Raw genomic sequence first — 14471 nt, 5'->3', positions numbered from 1 at the left:
GGGCATGAGCGCCGGGCGTATGCACCATGGCGGGCCGCGTCGGATGATGCGGCCTGCCATGGGCATGGCAGATCGGCCTGCCCGCAGACGCGTGCGAGCGGTCTCGACGACGGACGCGCTACGCCGCCTGCCTCAGCAGCCCCAGCGCCTCGTCCAGGGAAACCTCGCCCCGGAATCCCCCGCTCGACGTCGCCGCCCGCCCGCCCTCGATGGCGTGGGCGAACTGCACCGCCGGATCCGCCTCGAGCTTGTCGTACAGGCGTTGCAGGTTCGGGTAGTCGCGACGATCGACGACGTCGTGGTACCTGGTCCAGCGGGCGATGCCGATGAAGTAGGCGTCGGCCAGCGTGCGCTGCGCGCCGAGCAGCCAGGGCTTGGCGCCGAGCATCTCCTCCAGCTGCGCATGGGCGCGCTTGACCAGCGTGCGGCCGTAATTGGTCAGGGCGCGCTTGTCGTTGTCGTCGATGTCCTGCTCCTCGATCGCGAACCACAGGGGCGAGAAGGCGGAGAAGAACGTGGTGTTGAGGAAGGCCAGCATCTGGTTGAGGCGATCGAACCCGGGCGTGCCCTGGGCGAATGCCAGACCGGTCCCGGCGGTGTTCGCGCCGATATGGTTGAGGATCGCCAGGCTTTCGCTGATCATCTCGCCGCTGCCGGCCAGCAGCGACGGTGTCTCGGCGACCGGATTGATGCGCCGGTATTCGGCGCTCGAGGCGACTTCGGGCATTTCGATGCGGCACAGGCGATAGGGCTTGCCCAGCCATTCGAGCGCGACGATGGAACCGAGCGAGCAACCGGAGGGGACGCCGTAGAAGAGGATGGGGCTCATGGGTGTTTCTCCTGGGAAGGGGTTGGGCTGCAGTGATGCGGCAAGGAAAGGATATGTTTGTGGCCTTTGACCGGGTAGTGGGTGAAAATGAGTTTCAAAGTCTCTTTCCATGGACATTGCGCATGCTCAACCTCAACGACCTGCAACTGTTCGTGGCGGCGGTCGAAAGCGGTGGCTTCGCCGCGGCCTCGCGCCGGCTGGCGGTGCCGAAGTCGACGATCAGCAAGCGCGTCGCCGCGCTCGAGCACGCCCTGGCCGCCCGCCTGATCCACCGCACTTCGCGCAGCTTCACCCTCACCGAGCTCGGACGGGACTTCCACGAGCACGCGCGGGCGGCCCTGATCGAGGCCGAGGCCGCTGAAACCATCGTCCGCACGCGCCTGGCCGAACCCAGCGGCACGGTTCGGCTGACGGCTTCGATCCCGACCGGGCAGGAGCTACTCGCCCCTCACCTGCCCACGCTTGCCAAGGCCTGGCCGAAGTTGCGGCTGCAGCTGGACGTGACCGACCGCTTCGTCGACATCGTGCAGGAGGGCTACGACATCGCCCTGCGCTGCCACAGCGCACCGCTGCCGGATTCGGGGCTGGTGCAGCGCCAGTTGCTGGTGGAGCGGATCATCCTGGTCGCCGCGCCCGCTTATATCGCAGCGCGCGGGGCGCCGGCGTCACCGGACGCACTCGCCTCGCACGACGGGCTGCTGACCGGTCCCGCCGCCGGTACGTGGCGTCTGTTCGACCGCGCCGGACGACAGCGGCAAGCCGAGCCGCTGTCGCGCATGGTGGCGAACGAGTCGACGGCGCTGATCAGCGCGGCGGTCGCCGGGCTCGGGATCGTCTGCCTGCCCGAGGGAATGTGCCGCGCCGCGCTGGAGACCGGTCGGCTGATCCGGGTGTTGCCGGATTGGCATGCCGGGACGATCACCACGACGCTGGTGATCCCGCATCGCCGCGGCCAACTGCCCGGTGTGCGCGCGGTGGTGGAGTTCCTGGTCGATCGCGTCGGGGGCCTGTCGCCCGAGGGTGGCGAGGCTGCCGTTCCGCAGGGCGCCGCCGGCCGCGTCCCGGGCCGATGATCGCGACCGAGGACGTGCCGGCGCTGCCGAAAATCTTGTCTACTTGGCGTGCCAGTTGCCGTCGTCGCCCTTCTCGTACTTGTCCTTCACCGCGGACCACGCCACCTTGTGCGCGGTCTCCTCGCGCGAGGCATCGCCGCGGCGTTCGTCAGGCTTGTCGTACTGCTCCCAGGCGCTGTTGAAGGCTTCCTTGTAGATCTCCTGCGCATGCTTGGGCACATTGTCGCGGACGTTGTCGGGCAGCTCGGCGATGCTCTGGTACGGCATGGCGGGTCTCCTGACGTGAGGTTGTTGCCGCCACTTTGCGAGGGCGCCGGTTAGGCATCCGTGATCCCGTGGTGAATCACGCCGGTTCGACGCGGGCCGTCCCAAGGTGACGTTTCCCGCCGGGGTCCTGCGCATGCGACACCATCATGCCGGCGACGACCCGTCGCCCGTGCAGGACCGGGCGCAGCACATGAGGCACGCATGAACCAGCCAGAACAGCAGCAGGACGTTCCCGGAACCGAACCCGAGCTCGAGCCGAAGGCCGACCACGGCGAGGAGAGCTACAAGGGCAGCGGCAAGCTCAGCGGCAGGGTGGCGGTGATCACCGGCGGCGACAGCGGCATCGGCCGCGCGGTCGCGATCGCCTTCGCGCGCGAGGGCGCCGACGTGCTGATCAGCTACCTGTGCGAGGACAAGGACGCCGAGGAATCGAAGCGCTGGGTGGAGGACGCCGGCCGCCGCTGTGTGCTGGTGCCGGGCGACATCGCCGATCCCGCGCACTGCCGCGCGATCATCAGGCGCACTCTGGATGAATTCGGGCGGATCGACATCCTGGTCAACAACGCCGCCTACCAGATGACGCGCGAGTCGATCGAGGAGATCCCGGACGAAGAGTGGGACTACACCTTCCAGGTCAACGTCACCGCGATGTTCCACCTGTGCAAGGCGGCGGTGCCGCACATGCAGCCGGGTTCGGCGATCATCAATACCTCGTCGATCAATTCCGACAAGCCGCGGCCGACGCTGCTGCCGTATGCGACCACCAAGGGCGCGATCGCCAACTTCACCGCAGGCCTGGCCGGGCTGCTGGCGGAGAAGGGGATCCGCGTGAACTCGGTGGCGCCGGGTCCGATCTGGACGCCGCTGATCCCCTCGACAATGCCGCCGGAGGACGTCAAGACGTTCGGCTCGCAGGTGCCGTTGAAGCGGCCGGGCCAGCCGAAGGAAGTGGCGCCGGTGTTCGTCTTCCTGGCCTCGGACGACGCGAGCTACGTCACCGGCGCGCGCTATGGGGTGACCGGCGGCACGCCAATGCTTTGACGACGAAGGACGCGGTCGTCCCGTAGGAGCGCGCCATGCGCGCGATGCCGCGGACGTGTCGCCGCCCGCGAATTCCGGTGACCGCCGCGTCTGCCGGTCCGGAGTTGCGGCATTCACCGGGTCCTGCAAGCACCCGCGGCATCGCGCGCATGGCGCGCTCCTACGGAAGCGGCGTCCTGCGGGCGTTCCGTCGCGCGAAAGCACCGGTTCGCCATCGCGCCGGGCGCGCGGCCGTCCGTCTGGCGGCGGCCCGACCTGCTAGATTGGCCGTCCGCAACCGGCAAGGAACAGGGCATGGCCTCGGCAACGCAGGATCTGGAGTGGTTCGTCCGCGAGGCCCTGGCGAAAGGCGAGTCGAGGGCTGCGGTCGAGGCGGCGCTGACCGCGGCGGGGTGGCCGCCGGAACAGGTCCGCAGCGCGCTCGGCGCCTATGCCGAGGTTCCGTTTTCCGTGCCGGTTCCGCGGCCGCGGCCGTACCTGTCGGCGCGCGAGGCCTTCCTCTACCTGGTGCTGTTCGCCACGCTCTACGTCTCGGCCTACCACCTCGGCAGCCTGCTGTTCGATCTGATCAACCGCGCGCTGCCCGATCCGGCCGATCCCGACTACGTCGTCGGCGGCCTCGCGCGCTCGATGCGCTGGTCGACCGCCTCGGTGATCATCGCGTTTCCGGTGTTCCTCTATGTCGCGCACTACCTGGGCAAGGAGCTGGCGCGCAATCCGGTCAAGCGGCTGTCGACGGTGCGCCGCTGGCTGACGTACCTGACCCTGTTCCTGGCTGCGGCGGTGCTCGTCGGCGACATGATCACGCTGGTCTACAACCTGCTCGGCGGCGAACTGACGTTGCGCTTCGTGCTCAAGGTGCTGGTGGCGGCGGTGATCGCCGGCGCGATCTTCGGCTACTACCTGCTGGACCTGCGCCGCGAGGAGAAGGAGGCGTGAGCGCGGATGGCGCCGGGCGCCGGCTTCTGATCGTCGCGGGCTCGGTCGTGATCGCGGTGGTCGCCGTCGCCATTGCGGTGATGGGCTCGCCGTCGGCACAGCGCAAGGCGAAACTCGACGACCGGCGCGTTCACGACCTGCAGCGTATCGTCGACGCCGTCGATCGCTATTACGAGCACCACGACGCACTGCCGCCGGACCTCGCCACCCTGGCCGCCCAGCCGGGCCAGCGGCTGGCGATCGCCGATCCGGTGGACGGCACGCCCTACGACTACGAGATCGCCGGCGGGCGCGGCTTCCGCTTGTGTGCGACCTTCACCACGGACACCGCCGATATCCGGCCGCGCATGCGGCCGTGGTCGCCCGCGTGGAACCATGATGCGGGGCGCGGGTGCTTCGATCGCCGGGCCGGAAAGGGCGCCGGGAACGGCGGAAAGTCCCTGGATGACCAGCCCTTCGGGCTGTTGTAAGGCTTCCCGCCTGCGCTGGAATGACGATGTGTAGATGAGTCGAGCTGTTCTCCGCGTCGTGTTCCGCTGTTGCCTACGGATGGTTCCGCAGTTCCGCACCTCATGTTTCGTCATTCCGCCGATGCGGGGCGATGGCGCCTTTGCAGAAGGCCACCTCGCCGTCCCCAGCTGCATGACGGCGGCGTCGCAAGCCATGGCGGCGGTGACCGGTCACCAGTCGGCGCGCGCCATCCGTTCCTCGATCGCGGTGAACGCCGAGTGCGCGCCGACCGGGGCATCCGGCATGCCGGTGGCGAAGTAGGCCACACCGGTCCCGGCCTCGTGGTCCATCCACAGGCCCGACAGCAGGCCGTAGGCGGCGCCGGCATGCCCGACGCGGGGCACGCCGTCGCCGAACGGATCGTCGCGACAGCCGTCGCGCGGCGTCGCCAGGATCTGCACCGCCAGGCCGTAGCGGCACATGAAACCCTGCCGCGACTGCCCGCTGTCGTCTTCCTCGAAGGTGACGCCGTTGCCGGGCGCCCAGGTCCACAGCGGTTGCACCAGCGTGCGCACCGACTCGGGGCTTAGCAGGCGTACGTCGTCGACGCTGCCGTCGCCGAGCAGCAGCCGGCCGATCCGGGCGAGCTCGATCGCGGAAATACGCAACCCGCCCTGCGGCGAGAACAGCGCGCCGTTCACCCCGGGTCGCCAGTGCGCCAGGTCGCAACCGCCGTCGCTGGCGTGGTTGACCGGACAGGCCGGCTTGCGGCCGCGGTGGTCGTCGCGCACCGGCGTGCCCTCGGCGTCGTACAGCACCACGGCGCGCGCGGCGGTGGTGGTGTCGCACAGTTCCCAGTTGAAGCAGCCGGCGATCCCCAACGGACGCAGCACCAGCGCGTCCATCAGCCGGTCGAAGCGTTCGCCGGTGGCGTTTTCCATCACCGCGGCGATCAGCGGGAAGTTGAGATTGGTGTAGCGGAAGTAGGTGCCCGGCGCATGCGCCGCGTCCCATGCGCGCGGATCGTCCAGGATGTCTTTCACCGCGCCGTCCAGCGGCACCGCGTAGTAACCGGCCGCGTCGGTCAGGCTCGAGCGGTGCGACAGCAGCAGGCGCAGGGTGATGGGCCGGTCGGGGTATCGCGGGTGCCGCAGCGACCAGCCGAGCAGGTCCGATACGTCGGCGTCCAGGTCCAGCTCGCCGGCCTCCACCAGCCGCATCACCGCGATCGCGGTGACCAGCTTGGAGATCGATGCGATCCGCGCCGGATCCTCCGCACCGATCGCGCGCCCGGCCGCCACGTCGGCCAGGCCCCTGGCGCGGATCTCGGTGACGCCGTCGCGGTCGAACGCGACGCGCACCATGCCCACGGGTTCGGCGGCGTGCAGGCCGCCGGCGACCGTCAGCACGACGGCAAGGCCACAGGATCGCAAGTGATGCAACATGATCGGATACCCCGGATGTGATGGATGCGCGCCTTCGCGACAGGTGCGACGACCACGCGCCGCCCATCCTACGGAACCGCCGCACGAGCCGCGAGGCGTCGCGCCGGTTGACGCCGGCCTCACCGCCCGACCCGATACTGCCCTGCATGCCCGAGGGCCCTTCCATCGTCATCCTCAGGGACGCGGCCGCGGGTTTCGCCGGCCGCAAGGTGTTGCGCGTCGGCGGCAACAGCAAGCAGGACATCGGCCGCATGGCCGGGCGCACGGTGCTGGGCGTACGCAGCTGGGGCAAGCACTTCCTGCTGGCGTTCGACGGGTTCTTCCTGCGGATCCACTTCCTGCTGTTCGGCAGCTACCGGATCAACGAGCGCAGGGACACGCCGCCGCGGCTCAGCCTCGGTTTCAGCGCAGGTGAGGAGCTGAATTTCTACGCCTGCTCGGTGCGCTTCATCGAAGGCGCCCCCGACGACGTGTACGACTGGAGCGGCGATGTGATGAGCCCGGACTGGGACCGGTCGAAGGCGCGGCGCAAGCTGAAGCTGAGACCGCAGGTACTGGCGGCGGACGCGCTGCTCGACCAGGAGGTGTTCGCCGGCGTCGGCAACATCATCAAGAACGAGGTGCTGCACCGCATCCGCGTGCATCCGGAAAGCCGCATCGCCGCGCTGCCGCCGCGCAAGCTGTCGGAACTGATCGACCAGGCGCGCGAGTACAGCTTCGACTTCCTGCGCTGGAAGCGGGCGTTCGTGCTGCGGCAGCACTACCAGGTGCACACGAAGACGATCTGCCCGCGCGATGGCTGCCGCCTGAGCTACCGCAAGCACCTGGGCCGGGCGCGACGCCGCGCATTCTTCTGCGAGGCCTGCCAGCGGTTGTACGCCGGCGGCCCGGGCAGCGCCGGCGCCGACACCGACGCGTCGGGAACGCTCCTGTAGCGTCGGCCGCAGTCCAGCTATTTCTTGGGCTTGCGCGCACGCGTCGCCGGCTGCGCCGGCGCTTCCGGCGCCTGCTGCTTGACCGCGGCGGTCTTCGCCATCGTGCCTTCGGCCTTGCCGAGTTCGATGCCGGTAACCGGATTGACGGCTGGATTGGACGCGGTGCGCTTGGCCATCGCCGCCACCACGCTCTTCTCCTTGCGGCCGAGCTTGACCGAGGACAGCCCGTCGCCGCCGCCGGCGGCGACGAAGGTGGCGGGATCTCCGTCGGCGTAGCGGAAGTTCTCATCGCTGTTCCAGGGGCCGCGCATGTCGCCCTCGCCCTGCGAGGTGTTGACGTACATCTCCTCGAACTCCGGCATCCCGGCCAGCTTGCCCGGCGGGAAGTTCGGCTCCATGGCGTACAGCGCCTTCTCGAACGATTTCTGGTGCGCCATTTCGCGTGTCATCAGAAACCCCAGTGCCTCCTTCACCCCGGGGTCGGAGGTGACGTTGATCAGCCGTTCGTAGACGATCTTGGCGCGTGCCTCGGCGGCGATGTTGGAGCGCAGGTCGGCGGTGGGCTCGCCGATGCTGTCGATGTAGCCGGCCGTCCACAGCTGGCCGCCGGAGTTGGTGAGCGTGGGGCCGCCGCCGTACAGCACCTGGGTGACGTGGGAGTCGTTGCCGGCGCCCTGCAGCGAGCGGAACAGTTCGGCCTCCTCCTCCACGGCCTCGGCCAGGCGGCCCTTGGCGCCCTTGTTGAGCATCGCGACGATCGTGCCGATCACCTCGAGATGGCTGAGCTCCTCGGTGGCGATGTCGAGCAGCATGTCCTTGCGCCCCGGATCGTCCTCGGCCAGGGCCTGGGTGAAGTAGCGCATCGCCGCGGCGAGTTCGCCCTGCGGGCCGCCGAACTGCTCGAGCATGAGGTTGGCCAGGGCGGGATTGCTCTCGGATACGTGGACCGAGTACTGCAGGCGCTTGTTGTGGGCGAACATGGGATTCTCCGTGGGGCGGATGGCGTGGCCGGGATGCGCGTCGTGCGCCGGAAGATCGAGTGTTGCGGCGCCCGGATCAAGATGCTGCGAATTCCGCGCAGGTTTTTTGTGGCCGGATGCACGTCCGACAACCGCGCACGGCTGAATGCGCCACGCATGGATGCACACGTACGCGACACGCACGCGAGCGCAGTCATGAACGCGGCATGCTCACGCCTTCGGCGTCGGGTGCCGTGACGCCTGCGCGGCTTCCCACTGCGTGCGATCGTCGTGGACCTCGGCATAGCGGTCGTGCGCGTGGCGGCTGATGTAGGTGCTCAGGCCGCGGCCGGAGGTCGCCAGCCTGCGCATCCGTGCGAGTCGGGCTGGACCGGCGCTGTCGGCGGTGTACACGTAGACCGCACCGGACCGGAACTCGACCGCGATCGCTTTGGGCAGCAGCGCGTATGCGACCACGCCGCTGTCGCCGTGGAGATCCGCGTAGCGCTTCATCCGTCCGCCCACGCGCGGCGTCACGGGTTCAGTCCTCCGATGACCACCGTGAAAGGTCCTGCTTCACTGCGTCGATGCCTTGCCAGGGATCCTTGCGCCGCCGCTTCAGCCGCGCCGGCACGTCGCGCATCGTGAATGCGTCGGCACGCTTGAGCTTGGACAACTCGCTCCAGGCCAGCGGCAGCGCCACCGGCGCGCCGGGTCGCGCGCGAAGCGAGTACGACGCCACGCTCGTCGCGCCGCGGCCGTTGCGAAGATAGTCGACGAAGATCTTCCGGTTGCGCAGCTTCAGCGTCGACACCGCGACGAAGCGCAGCGGCTCGGACTTCGCCAGGGCATCGGCGAAACCGTGCGCGAAGCGCTTCACCAGGTCCCATTCGCAGCCCGGGTCGAGCGGGACCACCACGTGCAGGCCCTTGCCGCCGGTGGTGCGCAGGAACGATTCCAGCTCCAGCTGCCGCAGCAGCTTGCGCACGTGCACGGCGGCGCGCTTGACCTCGGCGAACGGCATGCCCGGGCCGGGATCGAGGTCGAATACCACGCGGTCGGCCAGGTCCGGCGCGTCGGCGCGCGCGCCCCATGGATGCAGCTCCAGGGTGTTGAACTGCACCAGTTCCATCAGTCCGGCGGCATCCTCGACGACCAGGTAGTTGGCGTTGTTGCCGACCTCCTCCTTGAGCCGGGCGAACGACACCGCCTCCAGTCCCGCGGTGTGGTGCTTTTGGAAGAAGCACGGCTTCTCCGAGCCGTTCGGGCAGCGGATGATCGAGAGCGGGCGGCCGGCGATTTCCGGCAGCACGTGGTCCATCACCGCCTGGTAATAGTCGGCCACGTCCTGCTTGGTGGCGCGGATGTCGGGAAAGACGATCTTGCCGGGGCTGGTGAGCCGCGGCGCGGCGTCATTCACCGGTCTTGCGCGCTTGGCCGGTGCTTTCCTGCGGCTGCCGCTGCCGCGGTCGCCGTCCTGCAGGTCGGCCACGTCCTTGTCCGCGCGCACCGCCTTGAGCGAGGCCTGGCGCAGCAGGCCCTGGCGCCCGGCGCCGCGCGAGAACACCTCCACCACGAAGCGCGGCGCGAACCACTTCGCCGTGCGCAGGTCGGTGTCGTGTTCCGGCACGTGCACGGTCGGCGTCTTGCGGCCGGCCTTGCCGATGCGCCGGCTCAGCTCCTCGATGAGCTGCTCGCTGAAGCCGGTGCCGACGCGGCCGGTGTAGACCCAGCCGTGCGTGGGATCCGGCCGCGCCAGCAGCAGCGATCCGAACCCGCTGCGCGCGCCCTTGGGCGCGGTGTAGCCGACCACGGCGTATTCGTCGCTGGCCAGGTGCTTGGTCTTGCGCCACTCGTCGCTGCGTCCGTCGCGGTAGGGGCGGTCGCCGCGCTTGGAGATGATGCCCTCGAAATGGCGCTCGCCCGCCAGCGCGTACGCTGCGTCGCCGTCGCCCTCGATGTGCGAGCTGAAGGCCAGGTGCGGCGGCGGCTCGGCCAGCACCTGCTGCAGCAGCGCCTTGCGCTCGGCCAGCGGCGCTTCCGAGATGTCGATGCCGTCCAGGTACAGCAGGTCGAACAGCACGTAGGCCAGCGCGCCCTGCTGCTCGCCCGAGAGCGTGGACTGCAGCAGGCCGAAATCCTCGCGCGCGCCGCTGCCGGCAATCAGTTCACCGTCCAGGGCGGCGGAGGTCAGGTTCAGTTGCTCCACCGCCGCGCGGATCTCCGGGACCCGGTCGCTCCATTCCAGCGCGTTGCGCGACCACAGCCGCACCTGGCCGTCATTGATGGTGGCGAGGATCCGGTAGCCGTCCCACTTGAGCTCGTGCAGCCACTGCTCACCCTTCGGCGGCGCGGTCCCGAGTCGCGCCAGCTGCGGCACGAACGGCCCTTCCGGCGGCTTGCGCTTGCGCGCGTGGGCCAGCGCCGCGGCCGGCTTCGACCAGTCGCGCTTGCGCCGGCGCGCCGGCGTGACGGTCTTGCGCCGCTTCTTCACCGCCTTGCCGCTGCCGGCGCGTTTGGCATCCGCCTTGGGCGGCGCGGTGACGCCCGCCAGCAGGTCGTCGGCTTCCAGGCTGCCGGCGAAGGTATCGTCGCCCTTGAACAGCAGCCACTGCGGCTTGCTGCCGGACTTGCCCGAGCGCACCAGGTGCCAGCCGCCCTTGAGCTTGTCGCCGAACAGCTCGAAGCGCAGGTGCCCCTTGGCCAGTTGCGCCTCGGCGTCGCCCTCGGTGGCCCAGATGCCGCGGTCGAATTGCGCGACGTGGCCGCCGCCGTATTCGCCTTCGGGGATCTCGCCCTCGAAGCCGGCGTAGTCGACCGGGTGGTCCTCCACCTCGACCGCCATGCGCTTGACCTTGGGGTCGTAGCTCGGTCCCTTGGGCACCGCCCAGCTCTTGAGCGCATCGCCGACCTGCAGGCGCAGGTCGTAGTGGCGACGGCGCGCATGGTGCAGCTGCACGACGAAGATCGCGCGCTTCCCCCGCGGCAGCCGCTTGCCCGGCTCCGGTTCGCGGGTCCTGGTGAACTGACGCTTGCGCCGGTATTCGGTGAGGCTCATGCCCGTCCACCGTGATCGCGGCGCCATCAACGCGGCGCGAAGGCGCGCGCGGCGCATTCCTCGGCGTGCATGCGCGGCCTGTGTGCAGGAGCGGGCCGCGCCCCCGATACCGGTGCGGCTGCACGAGGTGACCGCGTGTGCGGTGCCGGCGCATCGTGCGCGTGGCGCGGCTGCGCAAACACGCTGCGTCTTCACGGTCGCGCGAACCGCGATGCGTTTGGATGGCCATTCCCTCGGCCACGGTACACACGCCATGCGCGACATCCTCAAGACGCTGAAAAGTGAGCACGACGTGCTCCGCGACCTGTTCACGAAGATCAACGCCACCACCGATCGCGCGGAGAAGACGCGCAACGAATTGCTGGACAAGATCGAGGCCCACCTGATCCCGCACGCCAAATGGGAGGAGCTGGTGTTCTATCCGGCCTTTGCCGAGCGCGCTTCCCACGACCAGCTCTTGCAGCATGCCGAGGCCATCCAGGAGCATCGCGCGGTGGAGTTGGCGGTGCTGCCGGACCTGCACGCCTCGCCGCCGACCTCGCGGCAGTTCGCCGGTTCGATGAAGGTGCTGTCCGAGTTCATCGAGCACCACGCCAAGGAGGAGGAGAAGGAGATGTTCGCCTCCGCGCGGCGCCTGTTCACGGCCGAGGAGCGCGCCGACCTGGACCGGCAGTACGAGGCGTGGAAGGCCTCGTCCGCCGCCGAGGCGGTCGAGGCGCAGGCCAAGATCAAGACCACCGCCAAGGCGATGCTGCGCGTTCCCAAAGCGCCCGGGTGACACGGGTGTCCAACGCTTGACCGTTTCGCGGCAGGCATTGCCCTTCGTAGGAGCGCGCCATGCGCGCGATGCCGGCGCCGTCGCCGACACCGCGAACCGGGTCTGTCGCGCGCCCGCTGCGCGGGTATCGCGCAGGGCGTTCTTCTACGGTATCGGGCGCTAGACACGGTCGCTGCCATGCGCCATGTGCGGAACGATGTGACGCCGCGCCCGATGGTTTCCTTCGATGCTGCAATGCACAATAATGATGTGCCCTCCGCGCCGGATCCGACATGGCAGACAGCGGCACCCGGACCACGCGGCCGCTCACGCGGCGCGATACCACGCTGATCCTGTTCGCGCTGGCGATGGGCGGGTTCGCCATCGGCACCAGCGAATTCGTGCCGATGGGCCTGATGCCCGACCTGGCGCGCGGGATGGCGGTCGACGAGACCCAGGTCGGGCATGCGATCAGCGCCTACGCGCTGGGCGTGGTGGTGGGTGCGCCGCTGCTGGCGATCCTCGGCGCGCGGCTGCGGCGTCGGCCGCTGCTGCTGGCGCTGATGGGCTTCTATGCGCTCGGCAACGTGGCCACCGCGCTGGCGCCGGGCTATCACGCGTTGCTGGCGATCCGCTTCATCGCCGGGCTGCCGCACGGTGCGTACTTCGGCGTGGCGGCGCTGGTGGCGGCCTCGATCAGCCGCCCCGACCAGCGCGGCGCCGCGGTCGGCCGGGTGATGCTGGGCCTGGCGATCGCGCTGCTGATCGGCAATCCGTTCGCCACCTGGCTCGGGCACACGTTCCACTGGCGCTGGGCCTTCGCGCTGGTCGCGGGCATCGCGCTGCTGACGGTGGCGCTGGTGGCGCGGTTCCTGCCGCCGGATCCGGATGAGCCGCGGCAGGATCCGATCCGCGAGCTGCGCGACTTCAACCGCTCGCAGGTGTGGCTGGCGCTGGCGATCGGCGCGGTCGGCTTCTCCGGCATGTTCTGCGTCTTCAGCTATCTGGCGCCCACGCTGGTGCACGTGACCGGGGTGGCGGAGTCGTGGATTCCGCTCGGGCTGGTGGCGTTCGGCATCGGCGGGGTGATCGGCAGCCTGGCCGGCGGCTGGTTGTTCGACCGCCTGCAGTTCCGCGCCGCTGCGGTGGTGCTGGTCTGGTCGGCCCTGGTCCTGCTGGCGTTCCCGTTCGCGGCGCATTCGCCGTGGCTGGTGCTGCCGGCGGTGGTGGCGGTGGGCACCATGGGTGCGCTGGCGCCGATCCTGCAGACGCAGCTGATGGACGTGGCCGGCGGCGCGCAGACCCTGGCCGCCGCCTCCAACCATTCCGCGTTCAACGCCGCCAACGCGCTGGGGCCGTGGCTGGGCGGGATGGCGATCACCGCCGGATTCGGCTGGACCTCGACCGGCTACGTCGGCGCGGCGACCGCGGTCGCGGGCCTGCTGGTGTACGCCTGGGCGCGCCGCGACGCACGCCGGCTGCGCCTGGCGTCCTGCACCGGCTGAGCCCGGGCGGCGGGCTGGCCGCTACCGGTCTGCAGGCCTTGGCATTCACGCCCGCCATCGACCTCTGTAGGAGGGGCTTCAGCCCCGACCTGCCGAAGATCGCGCGAGGAAACAGCGTGCGCGCGCATGGGTTCCCTTCCGATCCGCTTGTTGCCTGGGGTCGGGGCTGAAGCCCCTCCTACAGGGACAACGGGGCATGGATGTGGATTCGGCCTAGCGGGTATTTGCCTGCAGGAACGCGAGGATCCGCGCCAGCGCCTGGCGGCCGTCGGTGCCGTCGAGGTCGAACTGGTATTCGTGCGCAAGTGCAGGCGTGTGGTCGGCGGGATAGAACAGCGTGTCGACGGCGACGTCCGCGTGCGTCAGCCGTGAGGCGAAATCCCGCGACTGCGGTTGCAGCGGGTCGGCGTTGCCGGCGGTGAGGAAGGTCGGCGGGAAATCCGCGGTGACGTGATCGGCGACCGACGCCGAGGCGAGATCGGGATCGTCGAGGAAGTCCTTGCGCCCCGTGTACGCCCACAGCACCGTCTTCAGGAAGCCGCCGAACGCACCGTCGTAATCCACCAGCGCCAGGTCGTAGGCGCCGCAGGCGAGCACCGTCGCCTTCAGCTGGTGCGCCTCGAGCGCCGGCGTCAGCCGCATCGTCCGCGCGTAGGCGGGACTGGTGGTCAGCGCCGCCACCTGCGCGGCGATCTGCGAGCCGGCCGAGTCGCCGGCGAGCACGAACCGGTTCCTGTCGACGTGTAGGCGCTCGGCATTGGCGGCGAGGTACTTCAGCGCGTCGTTGGCCTGGATCACCGGCAGCGGATAGCGCTTGCCCGGCGCGATGGAATAGTCGATGCCGACGGCCGTGTAGCCGTGCGCGGCGAGGATCCGCAGGTAGTTGGCGACGTCCTCCTTGCTGCCGGAGATCCAGGCGCCGCCGTGGACCCAGACGATGGTCGGCAGCACCGTGTCGGTACCGGCGATGCGCTCGGGGTAGAACACGTCGAGCCTGGCATCGCGATCGTCGTCGCGGTAGGCGATGTCCCGCACCTCCGCGACGCCCGGCGGCACATGTTTCTCGAGCGCCTGCGCCATGGCGGCGCCGCCCTTCTCGAACGCGTAGCGGATCAGCAGTGCCTGGGGCCACGGTGTCAGTCGGTCCAGGACGACCACGAGCACTGCGAGCACCAGCGCCGATGCGACTCCCCAGGCGAGCGCTTTCTTCATC

At 69.6% G+C, this 14471-nt stretch carries 14 protein-coding genes; 7 read left to right on the top strand and 7 right to left on the bottom strand.

Translation table 11 applies throughout. The annotated features are described in order from the left end of the window. Nucleotides 1-118: 118 nt before the first annotated feature. Nucleotides 119-829, bottom strand: a complete 711-nt coding sequence (locus FXO19_RS07175) for a glutathione S-transferase family protein (protein ID WP_149194385.1) — start codon at nt 827-829, stop codon at nt 119-121. A 122-nt stretch (nt 830-951) separates the two neighbouring features. On the opposite strand from FXO19_RS07175, the gene FXO19_RS07170 reads away from it, so the two are divergent. Beyond that, nucleotides 952-1902, top strand: a complete 951-nt coding sequence (locus tag FXO19_RS07170; RefSeq protein ID WP_149194384.1) for a LysR family transcriptional regulator — start codon at nt 952-954, stop codon at nt 1900-1902. Nucleotides 1903-1941: 39 nt separating this feature from the next. On the opposite strand, the gene chaB is transcribed toward FXO19_RS07170, so the two are convergent. Then, nucleotides 1942-2169, bottom strand: coding sequence for a putative cation transport regulator ChaB (chaB, locus tag FXO19_RS07165; RefSeq protein WP_149194383.1), 228 nt, complete (start codon nt 2167-2169; stop codon nt 1942-1944). A 201-nt stretch (nt 2170-2370) separates the two neighbouring features. On the opposite strand from chaB, the gene FXO19_RS07160 reads away from it, so the two are divergent. The 3 genes from FXO19_RS07160 to FXO19_RS07150 all read left to right on the top strand — a co-directional run bounded on the left by FXO19_RS07160 (nt 2371) and on the right by FXO19_RS07150 (nt 4619). Continuing rightward, nucleotides 2371-3210, top strand: coding sequence for an SDR family oxidoreductase (locus FXO19_RS07160; protein WP_149194382.1), 840 nt, complete (start codon nt 2371-2373; stop codon nt 3208-3210). Between the two features lie 294 nt (nt 3211-3504). Beyond that, the gene (locus tag FXO19_RS07155) at nt 3505-4149 is read left to right on the top strand and encodes a DUF5671 domain-containing protein (protein WP_149194381.1); all 645 of its coding nucleotides are present in this window, start codon (nt 3505-3507) and stop codon (nt 4147-4149) included. Next, on the top strand, nt 4146-4619 hold the full coding sequence (locus FXO19_RS07150) for a hypothetical protein (RefSeq protein ID WP_149194380.1): 474 nt from the start codon (nt 4146-4148) through the stop codon (nt 4617-4619). Before FXO19_RS07155 ends, FXO19_RS07150 begins: the two co-directional genes overlap by 4 nt. A 210-nt stretch (nt 4620-4829) precedes the next feature. Here FXO19_RS07150 and FXO19_RS07145 read toward each other — a convergent pair whose 3' ends face one another. Then, nucleotides 4830-6044: a serine hydrolase domain-containing protein gene (locus tag FXO19_RS07145; RefSeq protein ID WP_149194379.1), complete on the bottom strand. Its 1215-nt coding sequence runs from the start codon at nt 6042-6044 to the stop codon at nt 4830-4832. Between the two features lie 146 nt (nt 6045-6190). Here FXO19_RS07145 and FXO19_RS07140 point away from each other — a divergent pair, with 146 nt between their 5' ends. Then, nucleotides 6191-6979, top strand: a complete 789-nt coding sequence (locus FXO19_RS07140) for a DNA-formamidopyrimidine glycosylase family protein (protein WP_149194378.1) — start codon at nt 6191-6193, stop codon at nt 6977-6979. Between the two features lie 17 nt (nt 6980-6996). Here FXO19_RS07140 and FXO19_RS07135 read toward each other — a convergent pair whose 3' ends face one another. The 3 genes from FXO19_RS07135 to ligD all read right to left on the bottom strand — a co-directional run bounded on the left by FXO19_RS07135 (nt 6997) and on the right by ligD (nt 10996). Further along, nucleotides 6997-7959, bottom strand: coding sequence for a manganese catalase family protein (locus FXO19_RS07135; protein ID WP_149194377.1), 963 nt, complete (start codon nt 7957-7959; stop codon nt 6997-6999). Between the two features lie 210 nt (nt 7960-8169). Continuing rightward, nucleotides 8170-8451, bottom strand: a complete 282-nt coding sequence (locus FXO19_RS07130) for a hypothetical protein (protein WP_149194511.1) — start codon at nt 8449-8451, stop codon at nt 8170-8172. A 28-nt stretch (nt 8452-8479) separates the two neighbouring features. Then, nucleotides 8480-10996: a DNA ligase D gene (ligD, locus tag FXO19_RS07125; protein ID WP_149194376.1), complete on the bottom strand. Its 2517-nt coding sequence runs from the start codon at nt 10994-10996 to the stop codon at nt 8480-8482. On the opposite strand from ligD, the gene FXO19_RS07120 reads away from it, so the two are divergent. After that, nucleotides 10971-11774: a hemerythrin domain-containing protein gene (locus FXO19_RS07120; protein ID WP_255516332.1), complete on the top strand. Its 804-nt coding sequence runs from the start codon at nt 10971-10973 to the stop codon at nt 11772-11774. The two genes, ligD and FXO19_RS07120, sit on opposite strands and share 26 nt — an antisense overlap. 272 nt (nt 11775-12046) lie before the next feature. Beyond that, complete coding sequence (locus FXO19_RS07115) at nt 12047-13258, top strand: MFS transporter (protein WP_149194375.1); 1212 nt, start codon at nt 12047-12049, stop codon at nt 13256-13258. A gap of 213 nt (nt 13259-13471) precedes the next feature. Here the strand turns inward: FXO19_RS07115 and FXO19_RS07110 are convergent, their stop codons facing one another. Continuing rightward, on the bottom strand, nt 13472-14470 hold the full coding sequence (locus FXO19_RS07110) for an alpha/beta hydrolase (protein WP_149194374.1): 999 nt from the start codon (nt 14468-14470) through the stop codon (nt 13472-13474). Between the last annotated feature and the right edge of the window lies 1 nt (nt 14471).

It is taken from the genome of Luteimonas suaedae (assembly GCF_008312895.1).
GTDB lineage: Bacteria > Pseudomonadota > Gammaproteobacteria > Xanthomonadales > Xanthomonadaceae > Luteimonas > Luteimonas suaedae.
The sequence above is the reverse complement of the archived record's forward strand: the minus strand, read 5'-3'. Positions and strand labels throughout refer to the sequence as shown.